Annotated in this window: 16 protein-coding genes and 1 tRNA gene; 15 read left to right on the forward strand and 2 right to left on the reverse strand. The window is 63.7% G+C overall.

What is annotated here, in order from left to right; translation table 11 throughout:
* The first annotated feature begins 13 nt into the window (after positions 1 to 13).
* Positions 14 to 379, forward strand: coding sequence for a 50S ribosomal protein L20 (gene rplT / locus NVS32_RS04075; RefSeq protein ID WP_258498800.1), 366 nt, complete (start codon positions 14 to 16; stop codon positions 377 to 379).
* Positions 380 to 668: 289 nt separating this feature from the next.
* Here the strand turns inward: rplT and NVS32_RS04080 are convergent, their stop codons facing one another.
* Entirely contained in the window at positions 669 to 1,916 is a 1,248-nt protein-coding gene (locus NVS32_RS04080) for a glycosyltransferase family 4 protein (protein ID WP_303646508.1), read from the reverse strand.
* Positions 1,917 to 2,611: 695 nt separating this feature from the next.
* Here NVS32_RS04080 and NVS32_RS04085 point away from each other — a divergent pair.
* The 7 genes from NVS32_RS04085 (at position 2,612) to rho (ending at position 11,045) form a co-directional block, all read left to right on the forward strand.
* Positions 2,612 to 2,687, forward strand: a tRNA-Ala gene (locus NVS32_RS04085).
* A 70-nt stretch (positions 2,688 to 2,757) separates the two neighbouring features.
* Positions 2,758 to 3,768 carry a radical SAM protein gene (locus NVS32_RS04090; RefSeq protein WP_258498801.1) on the forward strand — a complete coding sequence of 337 codons (1,011 nt, stop codon included), beginning with the start codon at positions 2,758 to 2,760 and terminating at the stop codon, positions 3,766 to 3,768.
* Positions 3,769 to 3,821: 53 nt separating this feature from the next.
* Positions 3,822 to 4,133 (forward strand): hypothetical protein, encoded by a 312-nt coding sequence (locus NVS32_RS04095; protein ID WP_258498803.1) that lies wholly within the window; start codon positions 3,822 to 3,824, stop codon positions 4,131 to 4,133.
* 75 nt (positions 4,134 to 4,208) lie between these two features.
* Complete coding sequence (locus tag NVS32_RS04100) at positions 4,209 to 5,702, forward strand: nicotinate phosphoribosyltransferase (RefSeq protein ID WP_258498805.1); 1,494 nt, start codon at positions 4,209 to 4,211, stop codon at positions 5,700 to 5,702.
* Positions 5,703 to 5,803: 101 nt separating this feature from the next.
* On the forward strand, positions 5,804 to 7,648 hold the full coding sequence (argS, locus tag NVS32_RS04105) for an arginine--tRNA ligase (RefSeq protein ID WP_258498806.1): 1,845 nt from the start codon (positions 5,804 to 5,806) through the stop codon (positions 7,646 to 7,648).
* Positions 7,649 to 7,836: 188 nt separating this feature from the next.
* Positions 7,837 to 8,547 carry a MarR family transcriptional regulator gene (locus NVS32_RS04110; RefSeq protein ID WP_258498807.1) on the forward strand — a complete coding sequence of 237 codons (711 nt, stop codon included), beginning with the start codon at positions 7,837 to 7,839 and terminating at the stop codon, positions 8,545 to 8,547.
* Positions 8,548 to 8,834: 287 nt separating this feature from the next.
* On the forward strand, positions 8,835 to 11,045 hold the full coding sequence (gene rho, locus NVS32_RS04115; protein WP_258498808.1) for a transcription termination factor Rho: 2,211 nt from the start codon (positions 8,835 to 8,837) through the stop codon (positions 11,043 to 11,045).
* 145 nt (positions 11,046 to 11,190) lie between these two features.
* Here rho and NVS32_RS04120 read toward each other — a convergent pair whose 3' ends face one another.
* Positions 11,191 to 11,976, reverse strand: coding sequence for an SDR family NAD(P)-dependent oxidoreductase (locus NVS32_RS04120; RefSeq protein ID WP_258498810.1), 786 nt, complete (start codon positions 11,974 to 11,976; stop codon positions 11,191 to 11,193).
* Positions 11,977 to 12,214: 238 nt separating this feature from the next.
* Between NVS32_RS04120 and NVS32_RS04125 the strand changes: the two genes are divergently transcribed.
* The 7 genes from NVS32_RS04125 to NVS32_RS04155 all read left to right on the forward strand — a co-directional run bounded on the left by NVS32_RS04125 (position 12,215) and on the right by NVS32_RS04155 (position 19,171).
* Entirely contained in the window at positions 12,215 to 13,492 is a 1,278-nt protein-coding gene (locus tag NVS32_RS04125; RefSeq protein ID WP_258498811.1) for a hypothetical protein, read from the forward strand.
* A complete protein-coding gene (locus NVS32_RS04130) occupies positions 13,492 to 13,986 on the forward strand; it encodes a VanZ family protein (RefSeq protein ID WP_258498812.1) in 495 nt (164 codons plus the stop codon). Before NVS32_RS04125 ends, NVS32_RS04130 begins: the two co-directional genes overlap by 1 nt.
* 195 nt (positions 13,987 to 14,181) lie before the next feature.
* The gene (locus NVS32_RS04135; RefSeq protein ID WP_258498813.1) at positions 14,182 to 15,381 is read left to right on the forward strand and encodes an ABC transporter substrate-binding protein; all 1,200 of its coding nucleotides are present in this window, start codon (positions 14,182 to 14,184) and stop codon (positions 15,379 to 15,381) included.
* 101 nt (positions 15,382 to 15,482) lie between these two features.
* Entirely contained in the window at positions 15,483 to 16,358 is an 876-nt protein-coding gene (locus tag NVS32_RS04140) for a branched-chain amino acid ABC transporter permease (RefSeq protein ID WP_032111618.1), read from the forward strand.
* 10 nt (positions 16,359 to 16,368) lie between these two features.
* Positions 16,369 to 17,568: a branched-chain amino acid ABC transporter permease gene (locus NVS32_RS04145; RefSeq protein ID WP_258498814.1), complete on the forward strand. Its 1,200-nt coding sequence runs from the start codon at positions 16,369 to 16,371 to the stop codon at positions 17,566 to 17,568.
* 82 nt (positions 17,569 to 17,650) lie between these two features.
* Positions 17,651 to 18,463: an ABC transporter ATP-binding protein gene (locus tag NVS32_RS04150; protein ID WP_258498910.1), complete on the forward strand. Its 813-nt coding sequence runs from the start codon at positions 17,651 to 17,653 to the stop codon at positions 18,461 to 18,463.
* Positions 18,464 to 19,171, forward strand: coding sequence for an ABC transporter ATP-binding protein (locus tag NVS32_RS04155; RefSeq protein WP_258498815.1), 708 nt, complete (start codon positions 18,464 to 18,466; stop codon positions 19,169 to 19,171).
* The last annotated feature ends 73 nt before the right edge of the window (positions 19,172 to 19,244 follow it).

The following is a 19,244-nucleotide window of genomic DNA, read 5'->3' on the forward strand; positions in this document are numbered from 1 at the left end:
GAGTTGATTAAATATGTCTCGAGTCAAGCGCGCAGTCGCCGGCCGCAAGAAGCGTCAGACCCTGGTCGAGCGTACCAAGGGCTATTACGGAACTTCCTCCCGCACCTTCCGTGGCATGAAGGAGCAGGCTCAGCACTCCGGCCAGTACCAGTATCGCGATCGTCGCAACAAGAAGCGTGACTTCCGCAGCCTGTGGATTCAGCGCATCAATGCTGCCGCCCGCATGAACGACCTCTCTTACAGCACCTTCATGCACGGCCTCAAGCTTGCTGGCGTCGAGCTGGACCGCAAGGTCCTCGCCGAGATCGCCTACAGCGACGAGAGGGCCTTCGCCGACCTTGCCAACGTTGCCAAGAAGGCTCTTGCTGACGCCGAGTAGCGTCTAGCCGTTGGTTTATCGCATTGCCTGTGGCGGCACCGGAAATCCCGGTGCCGCCATTTTTGTGCCGCCGCGGGATTGAGTTGCCGGGCAGTGGAATCCCGTTGCCGGGTAATGGAATCCCGTTCCGGGGTAGGGGCGAGAAAGCGCCATACGTTCGTCGTCCGAACGTGTGGCAACCTGCGCGGGTCACAGATTCGTATCCGAATGTGTGGCGGGGGTCATCCCGGCGACCCGGGACCGAAACCAGCGGGCCTAGACCCGGAACCAAAACCAGCAGCCAAGAGTCCTACTGGTGCTTCTCGCTCTCGTCCTTGCCCTCCGGGCGAATGCCGAGAAGCTCCTCGCGCCTCTCCTCGCGCCGTTCGCGGGCCTTCTCGGCCTCCTCGGCAAAGGCGGGGTCGTCTGGCCCTACGAGCTCGTCGTCTCCCGTGTGAGGGTCCCTGTGGTGGCGCAGCACTGGCTCGAAGAGGTGCAGGTGGTTGGCAAACGCCCCGGAAATCACCAAGAGCACGAGGAAGATGCAGATGCGCGGCACCGTGGTGACCTGCGTCATCACAAGCGCGCCGCCGCACAGGAGCGCTGTCCAGGCGTACACAACAAGCACTGCCTGCTTCTGGTCAAATCCCTCGGCAAGCAGTCGGTGGTGGATGTGGCCGCGATCTGCTCGGCCCACGCTCACGTGCGCGCGGGTGCGCCGGACAATCGCGGAGAACGTGTCGATGATGGGGATCCCCGCAATCACCAGCGGCACGATGATGGTGGTGAGACCTGCGATTCTCGTCACCGAGAGAAGCGAAATGGTGCCCAACGCAAAGCCCAGCGTGAGCGAGCCCGAATCTCCCATGAAGATGCTCGCGGGGTGGAAGTTGTAGTGGAGGAAGCCCAGCGTGGAGCCGGCGATGGCGCACGCAAGCGCCGCGGCGTCCAGGCGGCCGGCCCAGATCGAGAGCACGAACATGGTCACGCTGGCTATGCATGAGATACCCGCGGCCAGCCCGTCGAGCCCATCGATGAGGTTGATGATATTCACGTAGGCAACGAGGTAGATGATGGTCACGGGGTAGGTGAGCCAGCCCAGCTCTATGAACTCGCCTGGCTCGAAGGGGTTCGCAATCACGCCAATTACCAGGCCGCCCATTGCGGCTATGGCGGCGGCAAGAATCTGCCCGGCAAGCTTTGCCTTTGGGGTGAGCGTGTACTTGTCGTCGAGAAGTCCCGTGACAAATATGACGACAAACGCAAGCACCAGCATCCAGTAGTTTACCGAGAGACGCGGTGATGGTACGAGAACGACCGGCCATCCAAAGTGCGTGGTACCGATGTACTGGACCACGAAGGCGGCAACGATGCCTGCAAAGATTGCGACGCCGCCCATGCGCGGCGTGGGGGTCTTGTTGACGCGGCGCTTGTTGGGGTAGTCGACGGCTCCAACGCGGATGGCAATCTTTCTGGCGAGGGGGGTCACGGCCAGCGCGCAGGCGAGCGAAGCGGCAAACAGGCAGAGAAACGATAGCCAGTACCTGGGCACCGTCAAACACCTCCCCCCTCTCGCCGCCATTTCCTAGCGAGACATAATACACAGAAATGTGGGAAAACGTGCTGCTAAGCGGTGCCAGGCGGAAAGGGAAGGCAACCGGCACAGCCATCTACCTGCGACTCGTTTGCACTGGTATGGCATGCTGCGCAAAAAGTGCCCAACACATCCATTGTGTGGCCACCACTCGCCATGTCAAGACTGGCATCGGGGTGCGAGTTCGCCTACATTGGTCTTGTCGTCCCCCTGCGGTACAAACTGGGTGAACCGACAAGCGTTACTAGGGAGTCCGACATCTCGTCCTGGAAGGGGATCCTCCGTTGCTGGGGAAGCCGGAACGGGCGATGAGGACACCCACCTTATGAAGGTGGGTTCATAATCGTATCCGCAGGGGGCGGCTTTTCTCACTTGCGAGCAGGTCGAGGTCCATCCGCCGGTAGGTCGCGGCCAAAGTCGTGGTCAGCCGCCTTGGGGGTCCGCGGGGAATTTCGCTGCTCCGGCGTAGAATCGTCGACGGAGGGCGAGTTTTGGCGGCAAGTGCGTACAAACTGCCCTTCTGGCACAGCTCGGCTCGTGGCAGCGCCGTGCGCTGACGCCCTGCCGCGACGTCCTGTGGTGCTCTTACGCAATTCCCGCACTTTGACGTTGACACGGACGCGGCAAATTGCGACAATGGCTCCCGCGCATGCGCGCCTGGGGATGTAGCTCAGCTGGGAGAGCGCTGCCTTCGCAAGGCAGAGGCCGAGGGTTCGAATCCCTTCATCTCCACCATGGAATCTGTGGGGCCCGGGCACAAAGCTTGGGCCCTTTTTCTTATCTTGTCTCCAAGCCCGATGGGAGCATGGCAGGGATGGAAGGCCTTCTCGCCAAGCTGGACGCATCCTCCTACGACGCCTGCGAGCTCTGCCCGCGCCGCTGCGGTGCCGCGCGCTCCCAGGGCAAGGCTGGCATCTGCGGCGCCACCGCCACCCCGCGCGTCGCAAGGGCCGCGCTCCACTTCTGGGAGGAGCCGCCCATCTCGGGGGAGGCTGGCTCGGGGGCCATCTTCTTCACGGGCTGCCCCCTGCGCTGCCGCTTTTGCCAGAACCATCAGATCTCCCAGGAGGGCTTTGGGCTTGCCGTCTCCACATCGCGCATCGCCGAGATGATGCTCGAGCTAGAAGCCCAGGGCGCCCTCAACATCAACCTCGTGACGCCCCTGCACTTTGCGCCCACGGTGCGCAAGGCGGTGCTTCTCGCACGCGAGAACGGCCTTGCCATCCCCACAGTCTGCAACACCTCCGGCTACGAGCTCCCCGAGGTCGTGCGCGCAATGTCCGACGTCATCGACATCTGGCTCACCGACTTCAAGTACGCAAGCCCCACGCTTGCGGGCTCGCTCTCTGCTGCGCGCGACTACCCCAGCGTCGCCGCCGCGGCTCTGGTCGAGATGGTCTCCTCCGTAGACGCGGCCGGCGGCCGGCTGGTGGGGGAGGATGGCGCAATGAAGCGTGGTGTCATCGTGCGACACCTGGTGCTTCCCGGACACGTGGATGACTCCTGCGCGGTCCTCGACCGCGTTTGGGAAACCTGCGGCAACGCGGCGGACCTTTCGGTCATGAACCAGTACACGCCCAACGACACCTGCCGCAAGGCCTGCGGCGACCTTGCGCGCGCGGTGACGGACGAGGAGTACGAGATTGTCCTCTGCCACGCGGATGACCTCGGCTTCGAGAACATATGGTGGCAGGAGGGCGGCACCGTCTCGGAGAGCTTCGTGCCCGCCTTCGACGCCACAGGTGTCGAGGGTCCGGAGCTTCCCGGCACCCAGGAAGCGGCACCATCGCTGCCCAGCGGTCGCAAAGGGGTATAGACTCACATCTGTAGGCAACCGCGCGCCTGCCGCGCGTCCACCTTGGAGGTTCCATGCCAGAGAACACGCCCCTCTCCGACGAGGAGAGGTCAGAGCTCGAGAAGCTTCGTGCCGAGAAGGCCGCCCGCGACAAGGCCCAGGAGGCTGCCCGCGAGCGCGCTGAGCTCGAGCGCCTGAAGGCAGAGAAGGCCGCCAGGGAGAAGGACGCCGCCGAGCAGCGGCGCATTGCCGAGGCGCGCGAGAAGGGCCGCCAGCTCATGGAGCCCGATGACGATGACCTGCGCATGCCCAAGGGCCAGAAGATCGTCATCGCGGCCATAGTCGTCGCGGCGGCGATGTCGTTCCTCGCCATGGCGCTCGGGTAAGGCACACAGCAGACAGGCGCCCGGCGCGGGGCGAGGTCTCGCGGCGGGTGCATCAACACAGGAGGAAGTATCACCATGTCGCTCACGGACCGCACCAAGCCAACCGACGTCTCGCTCAACACTGACCTCTACGAGCTCACGATGGCCCAGGGATTCTGGGAGTCGGGCCTTGTGGACACGCAGGCGACGTTTAACGCTTTCTTCCGCGAGAACCCCTTTGGCGGCGGCTACGCGGTGGCCTGCGGCATGGGCCAGATTCCCGACCTGGTAGAGAACTTCGTCTTCGACGACGAGGACATCGACTACCTGGCCAGCATCCCGGCGCCCGGCGGCGGCTCCATGTTCAAGCCGGCCTTCCTCGAGTACCTCCGCAACCACCACCTTGACCTCACAATCCACGCCGTTCCCGAGGGTGACGTGGTCTTCCCGCGCGAGCCCATGGTTCGCGTCCAGGGCCCGCTCATCGACTGCCAGCTCATCGAGACGGCCCTGCTCAACCTCGTGAACTTCCAGACCCTTGTAGCAACCAAGACCTCGCGCGTGGTGCGTGCGGCCGAGGGGCACCCCGTGTCCGACTTTGGCCTGAGGCGCGCCCAGGGTCCAGACGGCGGCCTCGCCGTTGCCCGTGCCTCCTACATCGCCGGCGCAAGCTCCACCTCCAACCTGCTGGCGGGCAAGATCTACGGCATCCCCGTCTTTGGCACGCACGCCCACTCCTGGGTCATGGCGTTCCCCACCGAGCTTGACGCGTTCCGCGCCTTCGCTAAGTCGAGCCCCAAGAACTGCGTGCTGCTCCTCGACACCTACGACGTCCACCAGGGCATAAAGAACGCAATCACGGTCGCTAAGGAGATGGAGGCCGCGGGCGAGCGCCTGGCTGCAATCCGCATCGACTCGGGCGACCTGGCAAAGCTCACCAAGGAGACCCGCAAGGCCTTCGACGACGCAGGCCTGCCCTATGTCAAGATCTCTGCCTCGAACGACCTGGACGAGTACACCATCCAGTCGCTCTACGCCCAGGGCGCGCCCATCGACTCGTTTGGCGTGGGCACCAAGCTCGCCACCTGCGATCCCCAGCCTTCGCTTGGCGGCGTCTACAAGCTCTCTGCCGTACGCGACTCGGCTGACGCCCCCTGGAACCCCGTAATCAAGCTTTCCGAGCAGGCCTACAAGCGCACCATCCCAGGCGTCCAGCACGTTCTGCGCTTCCTCGACGACGACCACTGCCCCGTGGGCGACATGATCCTTGACGACTCCTACACGCGCGGCGACGCCACGGCGGCAACGAGCATGGAGGACATCCTCGACCCCTTCTCGTCCTACGGCCTTTCCGGAACCCCGCGCGAGCTTCTCGCCTGCTACGTCGAGCACGGCAAGCGCGTGGGCGAGCCGGTCGACATCGAGGAGTCCCGTTCGCGCTGCCACAACGCGCTCATGCACCTCGATCCGGCAATCACCCGCTTCCTCAACCCGCAGGCCTACCCCGTGGGCCTGGAGCAGGGCCTTGCCGCGCTTCGTCGCGACCTTGCGGCGGAGGAGCGCAGCGGCTCATCTCGCGTGAGGCGCTAGTACGTCAGCGTCCCACCTCGGCGTCTGCCAACGCCTCTGCTACACTGCTGCACACGGGAGCGCGCCAGGGGGCGCGCGGGTATCACGGAAGGACGGGGCACATGCCCGAGAAGATTGAGGAGCTCGTCAGGAAGGCCGTCGCGGACGCACAGGAGGCGGGAGACCTGCCTGCCTTCGAGGTTGGGGACCTTGGCCTCGAGCGCCCCGCAGACGCCGGCAACGGTGACTGGACCACTACGCTCGCCCTGCGCTCCGCTCGTCTCGCCCACATGGCGCCCCGCGCCATCGCCCAGGCAATCGTGAACCACATGGAGAAGGACCCCGGCATCTCCAAGGTCGAGGTCGCCGGTCCCGGCTTTGTGAACTTCTATCTCTCTGCCGCTGCTAACAACGAGGTCTTCCGCACGGTGCGCGAGCAGGGCCACGACTTTGGCCGCTCCAACATTGGCGCCGGCGAGAAGGTCCAGGTCGAGTTTGTCTCGGCCAACCCCGTGGGGCCGCTCCACATTGGCCACGGCCGCTGGGCCGCCCTTGGCGATTCTCTCTGCCGCGTGATGGAGCACGCCGGCTACAGCGTGGAGCGCGAGTACTATATCAACGACCACGGCAGCCAGATGGATGTCTTTGGCAACTCCGTCGCCGAGCGCTACCTGCAGCTCTCCCAGGTGGTCTCCGAGCGAGGCTGCTCGCTCGATGAGGCTGTGCAGGTGCTTCTCGATGACCGCAAGGCCTTCGTGAAGGACGAGGAGGACGCACACCCCGAGCTCCACCCCTACATGGACGCCTTCAACAAGAACCTTGGCGGCAACGCTTATGGCGGCGACTACATCATCGACGTAGCCCGCCACTTCATGGATACAGATGGCACCCGCTGGGTCGACGCGGATCCCCATAAGCGCATGCTCGAGTTCCGAGAGCGCGGCTACAAGCTCATGCTCGAGTCAATAAAGAGCACGCTTGACGAGTCCCGCTGCTACTTTGACGTGTGGTTCTCCGAGCGTTCCCTCTACAAGAAGAACGAGGACGGCACCTCGGCAGTCGATCGCGCCCTCGCACGTCTGGACGAGATGGGCTACCTCTATCGCGACGAGGACGGTGCCCTGTGGTTCCGCTCCACCGCGCTTGGCGACGACAAAGACCGCGTGCTCATCAAGACCAACGGCGAGTACACGTACTTCGCCTCCGACGTGGCGTACCACTGGAACAAGTTCCAGCGCGTCGACCACGTGATCGACATCTGGGGCGCAGACCACCACGGCTACATCCAGCGCGTCGACTCCGCCTGCGCGGCTCTTGGCTACCCCGGCAAGCTGGAGGTCCTTCTCGGCCAGCTCGTGAACCTGCTGCGCGACGGCGTGCCGGTGCGCATGTCCAAGCGCAAGGGCACCATGATCCCCTTCAAGGAGCTCATGGACGAGGTTGGTGTGGACGCAACGCGCTACACGCTCATCTCCAAGTCGAGCAACCAGATGATCGACTTCGACATCGAGAAGGTCAAGAAGCAGGACAACACCAACCCCGTCTACTACGTGCAGTACGCGCATGCGCGCATCTGCTCGATCCTGCGCAAGGGCGCCGGCGTGACGGCCGAGGAGGCCGAGAAGCTCGGCATGGACGAGGTTGCCAGGCGCGCGGTGGGCGAGGAGTACGATCTTTCGCTGCTCACCGACCCAACCGAGGCAACGCTCGCGCGCAAGCTCTCGGAGTTCCCGGCGTTGGTGGAAGGCTGCGCTCGTGACCGCGCTCCCTTCCGTCTTACGCACTACGCCGAGGAGCTGGCGGGCGACTTCCACTCCTTCTACACCGTGTGCCAGGTGCTGCCCAGCAAGGGGCGCCCAGTCGACGAGGGCCTTTCCAAGGCTCGTCTCGCCGCCGTGGACGCCACGCGCAGGGCGCTCGCCCTTACGCTCGAGTTGTGCGGGGTCCATGCGCCGCAGAGCATGTAGCTTTTTCGCCCCGTCCCTCTTTCGTGCTGGAAGCACAGCGGCAATAATCAAAGATATGCAGTTGTTTCGGCGCGATGTGAAAACTAAGATATAATTGTTCTTTAAGGGGGGCCGAGGGTTAGCATCCGGCGCGCTTTGCCTGGCACTACTACGTCGTCCCATACGTGAGGGTGCGGCTAGAGACAGAGGTGGGCCTTGTGGACCTGCGCGAGTACATGTCGGTACGCAGAGCGTACAACCTCGTGCGTCAGTCACAGCCTGCGCGCGACAGGCTCACATTCGAGGAGTTTGCTGTTCTCTGTCGCCTACAGGTGGCAGGGGAGCCTCTCAACACATCGGTTATTGCCGAGTATCAGGGGGCGCTGCGCCCAACCATGACACACCGCACGAACCACCTGGCTGAGCTTGGCCTCATCTCACGTGGCGAGGGAGGCAGGGATCGCCGCAATGTGGTGTGCGCCATCACGTCCAAGGGTTCGCTCCACGTTGAGAAGCTCTCCGAGCTCACCTGCAAGGAGATTCTGCCCGGCCAGCCGCTCTCCCGTACGCTGCCCGAGCGCATCGTCAAGTACGTTGATGCCATGGGGTCGGTCTTTGCCAAGGCCGGAGACCTCGTGCTTCTCGCCCTCTACATCGAGGACTCCCAGCCCGTCACCATCACAAGGCTCGTAGATTCCCTGGGGCTTCTACAGCCCACGGTATCGATGTCGGTCACTGCTCTTGTGACTGCGGGCCTCATCGAGCGCGGGTCGTCCCGTGCGTCCGGGCTTTCGCTTACCCCCCAGGGTTCCGAGCGTGCGGCTGAGTTTGCCGCACGCGTTGGGGAGGTTGTCGTGAAGCGCCGTCCAAGGGGCCAGAAGCCAGAGGATCCAGAGCAGGCGGAGGAGCCAGAGGCGTAGCCCAAGCGACCCTTTGCCCAGGCTCGTTTTGTGGCATCAACGTGCACAGCTGTTCGTGTCGTGCTATAGTGACGCAGACGCAACGCCGCGTGTGCAAGCACGTGTTGTATGAAGGCGCGTTGCAAACCCCTCATCGCATGTGTCGGACGGCTTGAACGCAGCTGCCCCAGAGTCGTGCCGAGGGGGCGCATCAATCCCACGGCCTCTGCGAAGCCTATCAATTGCTTAATTTGCACGACGGTATGGCGCGCCTTGCGCCCCGCGCGAGAGTGAAAGGTACAAATAGTATGACAGACGAGACACCCTCGGATTCTATGGGCGCTACCCCGGCGGAAGCCCCCGAGGAGGCGCCAAAGCCCCGTCGTCGCCGTCGCACCCGCGCCGAGATAGAGGCGGAGAAGCTCGCCAAGGCGTCAGCCGCCGAGTCTGCGCCCGCCGACGGTCAACCCGCTGCAGGTGAGGAGCCTAAGCCTCGGCGCCGGCGGACGTCTCGAAAGAAGGTCGAGGAGGCCGGCGCGGCACAGGGCGAGCTGCCCCTTGGTGGCGCTCCGGTGACGCCAGAGGTACCCGTCGCCGAGGGTTCCTCGGAAGAGGCGCCTAAGCCGCGTCGTCGTCGCCGCACGCGCGCCCAGATCGAGGCGGACGAGAAGGCCAAGGCGGAGGCGGCCGAGAAGACCGCAACCAGTGTGGCCGAGCCTGCGGCGCCCGCGACTCCCGAGCCAGCCTCAGACGAGCAGAGCGCACCCAAGCCTCGTCGTCGCCGTCGCACTCGCGCCCAGATAGAGGCGGACGAGCGCGCCAAAGCCGAGGCCTCCGAGGAGCACGCAACCTCTGGGCAGCGTGAGTCCAAGCGCGTCGAGGATGGCGAGCGCAGCGAGCGCGACCAGGCGAGCTTCTCGGAAATGACGCGCATGACGCAGGAGGCAACGCAGACCAGTTCGGTGCCTGCGCCCATGCCTGCGGCAACGCTCGCCGAGGCCGATCGTTCAGATGAGCAACAGGGCCACTACCAGCGACAGCCCCGCGAGCACAGCCAGCGCGGAGAGCAGCAGGGCCAGCAGCAGGGAAGGCGCCGTCGCGTTAGCTACAACAACTCCGGCAACAATCGCTTCAACAACGGTAACGGCGGAGAGGGCAATGGCTTCAACCGTCGCAACCAGCAGAACCACAGGCAGCACAACCGCCACAATGGCCAACAGGTCCAGACGCAGCCCTCGCTCACCCGCGACGAGCTGCAGGCAATGAAGGTGGCGGACCTTCGCGCTAAGGCTGCCGAGCTTGGCGTCGAGTATGTTGGCGTCCACAAGTCAAACCTGGTCGAGGCCGTGTACCAGGCCGCTGCCGCCGCCGAGGGCTTCCACCCTGTCGAGGGCATCCTCGAGATTGGCAATGCCGGTGCAGGCTGGGTTCGCACGGGCAACTACATGAAGGGCGACAACGACGCCTACGTAAGCCAGCAGTTCATCCGCAACTACGCGCTGCGTCCAGGCGATCGCATCGAGGGAACCGTTGGCCCTGCTCGCACAAACACCAAGTATCCCGCCCAGTATCCGCCCCTCATCTCCATCGCTTGCGTGAACGGGCGCGACCCCGAGTCCATGAAGAGCCGCCCGCGCTTCCGCGACCTTACCCCCATCTATCCCAACGAGCGCCTGGTCATGGAGTGTGGCAAGGACTCCATCACCGGCCGTGCCATCGATCTTGTGGCACCCATCGGCAAGGGCCAGCGCGGCCTCATCGTGAGCCCTCCCAAGGCGGGCAAGACCACGGTCTTGAAGAAGATCTGCCAGTCCATCGCCGCCAACAACCCCGAGGTGCACCTCGTCTGCCTGCTCGTGGACGAGCGCCCCGAGGAGGTCACGGACATGCAGCGCTCCATTCGCGGCGAGGTCGTGGCGTCGACCTTCGACATGCCGGCCGAGAACCACACCGCCGTTTCCGAGCTGGTCATCGAGCACGCAAAGAGGCTCGTCGAGCTCGGCGAGGACGTTGTGGTTGTGCTCGACTCCATCACGCGCCTTGCCCGCGCGTACAACCTCGCGCAGCCCGCGAGCGGCCGCATCCTCTCCGGTGGCGTTGACTCCGCGGCGCTCTACCCGCCCAAGAAGTTCCTGGGCGCCGCCCGCAACATCGAGAACGGCGGCTCGCTCACCATCATCGCCTCCGCGCTGGTAGACACCGGCTCCAAGATGGACGAGGTCATCTTCGAGGAGTTCAAGGGCACCGGCAACATGGAGCTCAAGCTTGACCGCGAGCTGGCCGACAAGCGTATCTTCCCCGCAATCGACCCGGTCTCCTCGGGCACCCGCAACGAGGACCTTCTCCTGCCTGCCGAGCTCACGCCCTTTGTGTGGGGGATCCGTCGCGTGCTCGCCAACATGAACAACACCGAGAGGGCGGCATCCGCGCTGGTCAAGGGACTCAAGGCCACCAACTCCAACGAGGAGTTCCTCATCCGCTCGGCCAAGAAGGCCGCTCAGAGCGAGTACGTGATGTAGCTCTCGGCACCGGGAGGCTATAAGTCACGTGCCGTGAGGGCGTGTCGCCGGAGAAGCAGTTTTGGCGGCATTTGTAACATGCGGCCCGCTCCGGCGACATTTGGTGCCGGAGCGGGCCGCGGTGCTGCCGCAGTGATCCTTCGCCCTACTCGCCTGCGCGGGCGGTGAAGAGAAGGTCTTGGGCACGCATGACCAAGCTCGCGGGAAGGACCTTCGCGACGACGCTGGCTGCCAGCATGTCCGGGGAGGTAATGCAGGTGGAGCGCCCCAGCACCGCCGCGTGCAGCGCCTTTCTCACAACATCGGCGGGCTTCTCGTATCCAATGGTGGTCATGCGGCGCACCTCGCGCGCATCGCCGGGGTTGGCGAGAAAGCCCGTCTCCATGAACTTAGGGCACACGGCACACACGTGAATGCCCACGGGACCAAGCTCGTAGTCGAGCGTGCGCGAGAGGTCCACCACAAAGCGCTTGGTGGCCGAATAGGTCGAGAGGCCTGGCTGGGGGATGAGCCCCGCAATCGAGGCCATGTTCACCACGCGCGAGCCGGCAACCATGTGAGGAAGGCAGTGGTAGGTGGTCTCGACCACGGCAAGGCAGTTGAGACGCACCATGTTGCCCTCGTCCTCCTCCGAGATCTGCCCGAAGTCGCCAAACTTGCCAAAGCCCGCACTGTTCACGAGCCACTGCACGGTGGGCGCCTCGTCATCAAGTGCGTCGCGCAAGCACTCGTACGAGGAGCGCTTGGTGAGGTCGAGCGCAAACACGCGGACTGGCGTGGCGGTCTGCTCGGCAATGACCCCCAGAGCATGGGCGTTTCTCGCAACCACCCAAATCTGATCGAGCGGGCCGCCCGCCCCGCGGTCAAGCTGACGGACAAACTCGCGCCCAACTCCCGATGACGCGCCCGTAACCACTGCAATGTTGGACATTCTGCCCTCCTCATGACAATTCCCTGCTTGCATTTGGCATGGTGAAAAGTATAGTCTGATACGTAGATTTCATGACACGCGAGTGTCGCGACGGCACATGCAGCCAAAGACGAACAACGCCGTTGCCCACCAGTAAGCTGCTGCCCCTTATTGGGCGGCAAGCACTTGGTTGCCAGCCAACCCCGTTCGTCTCTCGCTGCGTCGCTTGAAGGCGGTAGGCATCGGGAGGTGCAGCAGGATGACGTGCAGGAGAAGCCCCGCGGTTGTTGCCGGCCTTCTTGGCGTCGCTACCGTTGGCTCGCCTTCCCGCGCCCTGGCGGAAGGAAGCGCGGCGCCGCTCGACGTGCTGTCACGCATCAGCCTTTCAAGCATCGACCCCGAGACCGCCGTCTCCTTGGGCGTGAGCTTTGCGGGCGGTGTTCTTGTCACGCTGGGCACCTATGCCCTTGCGAGCGCCATCGCGGGAAGGCGGGATTCCGTCAGCAAGCCAGAAGGACCCGTTCGGGACGCCGACGAGACGCGCGCGGCGGAGGCGGTTCGCAAGCCTGGGGTGCCGCATCACATGCGTTCGGAGGAAGGAAGACGTGCCGCACGCCGCAGGGTCCAGGCAGGGGAGAGTAACGAGAAGCCCCAGAGTGTCGGCGCAGTGGGCATGCACGCTGCCCGTGACTACGAGGACATTGCCGAGAACTACGTTGAGAAGCGGAGCTTCCGCAAACGCATGGCAACGCGCGCGCAGGGCGTGGCTGCGACCCTCTCGGCGCGTATCGACGCCAATCGCATGGAGGGCCTCCCCGTGATCGAGCGTGCGGACGGCTCGGTGGGAGACGTGGGCACCCCCTGGTGGACTGCGGCCGTGGGTCCCGCTGTCTCTGGGCCCATCAACGCGCCCGAGGCCGCAGCCGATGCCATCCCCTCCGAGTTTGGCTCTGCTGGCATCGATGACCTCCAGTTCATGTCAGCTCGGCCGCGTGACATCTCGCGACGTGTCGCTCCGGTGGAGGAGGACGCCTATCCTGAGAAGCGCTGCGTCGAGGACGTCACGGGGGATGACTGGGACCGTGCCCTCAGGGCCATGGACGAGAAGATCGGCGCTGTGGGCGCGCCATCCTCGGCGACTGCGCCCTCGGCAAAGGTGCTCGTGCCCCAGCGCCTTGAGCCCTTCTCGGACTGTGTAGGCAACGAGGACTCCCTCGACGAGCCCGACGGCATCGCGCAGGACACGCAGTTCCTGTACTTCAAGCCGCCTGCGGGCCACCCCGAGGTCGTAGATACCGAGACCTACGTTGACTACCTGCTTGCCGACGAGTTCTCACACAACCCATCCGCCGCCGTTCGCAGGTCCTCCCGCGACTACCTGCGCGTGATCGAGGGTGGCACCCAGACCTCGGCGCTGCGCGTCCGTGGATGTCACATGGGCTCCGGGAGGCCTGACACAGCGACTGCCGGCGGCTACCGTCCGCGTCACTTTGCCGATTCGGTGCCACTTGCCCGCGCGGAGGCGCTCGAGGCGTGATGCGCAGGAAATTGGGGGAGTCCACGGTCTCCAAGGACGGACGACTCGGGACGAGCGCCCACCACCGTATGTGGGTGCTCGTCTTTTGCCTGTGGGTGGCCTTTGTGTGGGGGCACTCGCTCGTGCAGGGCCCGCAGTCATCGCTCGAGAGCTCGCGCGTGGTTGCCGTTGTGGCGCCGCTTCTCAACGCGCTGGGCATAACGGGCGAGGCGGCCATGAGCTTTGCCGTGCGCAAGACGGCACACTTTCTCGAGTACGCGGTTCTCGGCGTCCTTGCCGTGCCAACCTTTCTGGTTCCGGCACGGGAGGGGAGGCTTCCCCGTTGGCTCGGGCCCCTCGTGGTGATTCTCGTTCCCATGGCAGACGAGACGATCCAGCGCTTTGTGCCAGGGCGCGAGTCCTCTCCCAGAGACGTGCTCATCGACCTCTGCGGGGCAGCTGCGGGCACGTTTGTTGCCATTCTCGTCACTCGCGGGAGGCGCCGCGCGGCATGAAAGACAAGTAGCTCTCGTCACTCTGGATAACTAGGAACGGTGTATCCCCAGCTTGCGCATGTTACAAAGCTGATTCATGTGTTACGTCTCGAATAAGCTTTCAGGTGCGGTGCGCCTGTTTCTGCTGCCCTTTCATACAGTTGTCCACAACCTCCGTGCGGGATGTTCGCGCGGTCAAGACAAGGGAGGGTACGTATGAACACCAACATTTCCAGGCGCAACTTTGTCAAGGCCGGTGCTGTCGCGGGCATGGGCCTTGGCCTTGCTGCCTGCGGCGGCAACTCTGGCTCCTCTAACGGCTCCAGCTCCGACACCATCAAGATTGGCCTCATGGGCCCCTACACCGGCGACGTTGCCCAGTACGGCCTCGCCTGCCGCTATGGCGCCGAGCTCTACGTCAAGCAGGTCAACAGCAACGGTGGCATCAACGGCAAGCAGATCGAGCTTGACACCCAGGACGAGAAGGGCGACGCCACCGAGGCTGTCAACGTCTACAACAAGCTCGTCGAGGATGGCGTCGTGGGCATCATCGGCGACGTGACCTCCACCCCCACCATCGCCGTTGCACAGGCCTCCGTTAAGGACAACATGCCCTGCGTGACGCCCTCTGCTACCGCAGCCGATGTCATCTCCTATGGCAAGAACTACTTCCGCGCCTGCATCACCGACCCGTATCAGGGCAAGCTCATGGCCGACTTCGCAGCCGACCAGGGCTACAAGACCGTTGGCGTGATCTACAACCAGGGCGGCGACTACGAGCAGGGCGTTGCCGACGCCTTCATCGAGGAGGCCGGCAAGAAGAGCGTCACCGTGAGCGACTCCGAGGGCTATCCCTCCGGTGCCACCGACTTCAACTCTCAGCTCACCAACATCATCGCCACCAACCCCGACGCGATCTTCTCGCCTAACTACTACCAGGATGACGGCAAGATCGTGACCCAGGCCAGGAAGCTCGGCTACACCGGCGTGTTCATGGGCGCCGACGGCTGGTCCAACATCGTGGGCGGCGACGAGGAGTACGCAAGCGCCGAGGACCTCGAGGGCTGCTACTACGATTGCTCCTTCGTCTCTGAGAACGAGGACGAGAAGGTCCAGGACTTCATCAAGGCCTACAAGGACGAGTACAACGACACGCCCTCCAACTTCTGCGCCCTTGGCTACGACGCCGCAATGATCCTCCTCAACGCCATCGAGACTGTCGAGAAGGACGGTAAGTCCACCTACGGCTCCGATGACTACAAGCAGGCCATCGTCGACGCCATTGCCTCCGGCACCGCCAACGGCGTGACCGGTGACATCTCCTATTCCGGCACCGGCGACCCCGTTAAGTCCACCCTTATCATCACCTTCAAGGATGGTGCCCAGGAGGTCTTCAAGACCGTCGAGGGCAAGTAGGACGGCTTAGAGTGTCTTGAGGGAAGCGCCGGGTGCGCACGTAGCCCCCGGCGCTTATTTGGTTCTGCAGGACCTGTGTTCGAGAGAGGAAGTGTTGTGCTGTGACGATACTGACGCAGGTGCTTAATGGTCTTCAGCTGGGCAGCATCTACGCTCTGGTCGCCCTGGGCTACACGATGGTGTATGGCATCATCCTGCTGCTCAACTTTGCCCATGGCGACATCATCATGGTTGGTGCCTACATTTCATGGATCGTGATGAGCCAGCTGGGGCTGAACCCGGTTCTTGCCATCGTCCTTTCGATTGTGGGGTGCGCCGGGCTTGGTGTCCTTATCGACAAGGTGGCCTACCAGCCCCTTCGCGAGGCACCGCGCATGAGCTTGCTCATTACCGCCATCGGCGTCTCGTACTTCCTCGAGAACGGCGCGCAGCTGGTCTTTGGCGCCGACGCCAAGGTTGTCCCCGAGTACTTTGACCTTCCCAGCATGAGCGTTGGAGGCGTGTCTCTCTCCGCGAACGCCATCATCACCATTGTGGTGACGGCAATCTCGACCATCGTGCTCACGATCCTCGTGCAGAAGACCAAACTCGGCAAGGCCATGCGCGCCGTATCCGAGGACATGGGTGCCGCGCGCCTCATGGGCATCAATGTGAACAACACCATTTCGTTCACCTTTGCCGTGGGCTCTGCCCTCGCCGGCATTGGTGCCGTGCTCTATAGCATGGCGTACTCGCAGGCAACGCCAACGATGGGCATCATGCTGGGCACCAAGGCCTTTGTCGCGGCAGTCCTTGGTGGCATTGGCTCAATTCCCGGCGCCGTTATCGGCGGGCTTCTCGTTGGTTTCGCTGAGGTCTTTGTCTCGGCTATTGGCCTTTCCGTCTGGCAGGACGCCGTGGTGTTCCTGCTCCTGATCATCGTCCTTGTGGTGAGGCCCACCGGCATCCTGGGTCGCCCGATGACCGAGAAAGTCTAAGGAGGAAGCCGTGACTGCATCCAAGGCAACAACTGAACAGGCGGGCACGCCGGCTGCCTCCGGCTACCGCAGCCTCTCCATGCCCATGCGCTACCTGATCAACGCCATTCTCGTCGTGGTGTTTCTCGTCGTGGGCGAACTCATGATCGACGGTGGTGTGGTGAGCCGCTACCAGACTGGCGTCATCGAGCAGATTGGTATCTACATCATCCTGGCCGTCTCGCTCAACATTGCGACCGGCTACCTGGGCCAGCTGCCGCTGGGCCACGCTGGCTTCATGTCGGTGGGCGGCTACTCCTGCGCCATCTTTATCATGCGGATGATGGACGTCGTGGGCGTGACCGCGCGCGACTTCGCCACCGGCAGCCCCGCCGCCGTGGGGCTCTTTGTACTCGGTATCATCTTTGGTGGCATCTGCGCCGCCATCTGCGGCCTTATCATCGGTGTCCCGGCGCTGCGCCTCAAGGGCGACTACCTGGCCATCATCACGCTGGGCTTTGCCGAGATCATCCGCGTGGTCATGCAGAACATCGACAGCGTCCTTGGCTTCACGCTCACCGGCGGCGCCAAGGGCCTGACGGGCATCCCCTCGTACACAAACTTCCTGAACACGTTCATCGTGGTGGTGATTTCGCTCTTCCTGATTCACACGATGATGAAGTCGCGCCACGGCCGCGCCATTCTCTCCATCCGTGATAACGAGATTGCCGCCGAGTCTTGTGGCGTCAACACCACGTACTACAAGACGCTCGCCTTTGTTGCGTCGGCGTTCTTCGCCGGTGTTGCAGGTGGCCTGTACGCGGGCTGCATTGGCGTCATGGCGCCGGCAAAGTTCGGCTTCATGAAGTCCATCGAGATCCTGGTTATGGTCGTTCTCGGCGGTATGGGCTCCATGCTCGGCTCCGTCATCTCTGCGACCGTCCTCACGATTCTGCCCGAGGCCCTGCGTGCCGTCTCCGACTACCGCATGGTTGTCTACGCCGTCGTGCTGATCCTGGTCATGATCTTCCGTCCCGAGGGCCTTCTCGGCGACTACGACTTCTCGATGTCCCGCGTGATCGAGCGCATCATGAACCACGGCAAGCGTCCCGAGGACCTTGCCCCTGCCACGACGCCTGCCGCTGAGGCCGTGGCAGCCGCTCCGGAGCCAAGCACGGTGACTGCGGCAACCGAGAAGGACACGGGGAAGGAGGCCCACACCCATGAGTAGCGACAACACCACGAAGGCCGAGACGACCGTCGGGGCAGCCCCCTCGACACCTCCCAAGCGCCACCGCCCGGTGCTCGTGCAGATGGAGACCCCAAACCTTGTCCCCGAGCGCGAGCTTGGCAAGATGCCCGTGCTCCAGGCAGAGCACCTCGGCATCGACTTTGGCGGCCTCACCGCCGTCGACGACTTCAACATCGCCATGGGCCGTACCGAGATCTCGGGCCTCATCGGCCCCAACGGCGCTGGCAAGACGACCATCTTCAACCTGCTCACCAACGTGTACAAGCCCACGCGCGGCACCATCCTGCTCGACGGCTACGACACGGCCGGCAAGAGCGTGGTCGAGGTCAACAAGATGGGCATTGCCCGTACGTTCCAGAACATCCGCCTCTTCAACAAGATGACGGTGGAGGAGAACGTCCTCGTAGGCTTTGGCAACTCCATGTCGACGCACCTCCTCACGGACGTGTTCCGCCTCTCCAAGCACTGGAAGCAGGAGGCCGAGTTCCACGACAAGGCCATGGACCTTCTCGGCATCTTCAGCATGCAGGGTCTGGCACACGAGCGTGCCGGCAACCTCCCGTACGGTGCCCAGCGCCGCCTGGAGATTCTGCGCGCGCTTGCCACCAACCCCAAGGTCCTGCTCTTGGATGAGCCCGCGGCCGGCATGAACCCTGCCGAGACCGAGGAGCTCATGGAGAACATCGAGAAGATCCGCGACGACTTCCAGATTGCCATCCTGCTCATCGAGCACGACATGAACTTTGTCATGGGCATCTGCGAGGTCATCGGCGTCCTGGACTACGGGCGCATCATCGCTAAGGGCACGCCCGAGGAGATCCAGAACGACCCCAAGGTCATCGAGGCCTACCTCGGCAAGCAGGGGGTGAAGTAGATGGCCATGCTCTCCGTCAGCGACCTCGCCGTCTCGTACGGGGCCATCAAGGCCGTCAAGGGCATCTCGTTCGACATCGACGAGGGCGAGATCGTGACCCTCATCGGTGCCAACGGCGCCGGCAAGTCGACCACGCTTAACACCATTGCCGGACTCATAAAGCCGGACACCGGCAGCATCAAGTTCAGCGGTGAGGAGCTTGTGGGCATCAAGCCGCACAAGATCGTCGAGCGCGGGCTTGCCCTGTGCCCCGAGGGACGTCGCGTCTTCACGCACATGACCGTCTCCGAGAACCTCGACATGGGCGGCTACACCCGTACCGACGCCGAGAATAAGGAGACCCTCGAGCTTGTCTACGAGCACTTCCCGCGTCTCAAGGAGCGCATGAACCAGGTTGCTGGCACGCTCTCCGGCGGCGAGCAGCAGATGCTCGCCATGGGTCGCGCCCTCATGAGCCGCCCCAAGCTCCTCATGCTCGACGAGCCCTCAATGGGCCTGGCACCCATTCTGGTGGACGAGATCTTCGACATCATCCAGGCGCTCAACAAGAACGGCACCACGATCCTTCTGGTCGAGCAGAACGCCAACATGGCGCTTAAGGTTGCCGCGCGCGGCTACGTGCTCGAGACCGGCAAGATCGTGAAGACCGGCACCGGCGCCGAGCTCCTCGTGGATGACGACGTCCGCAAGGCCTACCTCGGCGGATGAGACAAAGGGACAGTCCCTTTGTCTCATTGCCCTGCAAGACCGTGCTCTCCGGCGAGAAAATACATCGCCGGAG

The sequence above is a fragment of the Tractidigestivibacter montrealensis genome, from assembly GCF_024741235.1.
GTDB classification, from domain to species: Bacteria; Actinomycetota; Coriobacteriia; order Coriobacteriales; family Atopobiaceae; genus Tractidigestivibacter; species Tractidigestivibacter montrealensis.

What these genes read in the sequence shown, in the direction of transcription:
- rplT (WP_258498800.1), top strand. Translation starts at nt 14, where the DNA reads ATGTCTCGAGTCAAGCGCGCAGTCGCCGGCCGCAAGAAGCGTCAGACC.
- NVS32_RS04090 (WP_258498801.1), top strand. Translation starts at nt 2,758, where the DNA reads ATGGCAGGGATGGAAGGCCTTCTCGCCAAGCTGGACGCATCCTCCTAC.
- NVS32_RS04095 (WP_258498803.1), top strand. Translation starts at nt 3,822, where the DNA reads ATGCCAGAGAACACGCCCCTCTCCGACGAGGAGAGGTCAGAGCTCGAG.
- NVS32_RS04100 (WP_258498805.1), top strand. Translation starts at nt 4,209, where the DNA reads ATGTCGCTCACGGACCGCACCAAGCCAACCGACGTCTCGCTCAACACT.
- argS (WP_258498806.1), top strand. Translation starts at nt 5,804, where the DNA reads ATGCCCGAGAAGATTGAGGAGCTCGTCAGGAAGGCCGTCGCGGACGCA.
- rho (WP_258498808.1), top strand. Translation starts at nt 8,835, where the DNA reads ATGACAGACGAGACACCCTCGGATTCTATGGGCGCTACCCCGGCGGAA.
- NVS32_RS04120 (WP_258498810.1), bottom strand. Translation starts at nt 11,976, where the DNA reads ATGTCCAACATTGCAGTGGTTACGGGCGCGTCATCGGGAGTTGGGCGC.
- NVS32_RS04125 (WP_258498811.1), top strand. Translation starts at nt 12,215, where the DNA reads ATGACGTGCAGGAGAAGCCCCGCGGTTGTTGCCGGCCTTCTTGGCGTC.
- NVS32_RS04130 (WP_258498812.1), top strand. Translation starts at nt 13,492, where the DNA reads ATGCGCAGGAAATTGGGGGAGTCCACGGTCTCCAAGGACGGACGACTC.
- NVS32_RS04135 (WP_258498813.1), top strand. Translation starts at nt 14,182, where the DNA reads ATGAACACCAACATTTCCAGGCGCAACTTTGTCAAGGCCGGTGCTGTC.
- NVS32_RS04150 (WP_258498910.1), top strand. Translation starts at nt 17,651, where the DNA reads ATGGAGACCCCAAACCTTGTCCCCGAGCGCGAGCTTGGCAAGATGCCC.
- NVS32_RS04155 (WP_258498815.1), top strand. Translation starts at nt 18,464, where the DNA reads ATGGCCATGCTCTCCGTCAGCGACCTCGCCGTCTCGTACGGGGCCATC.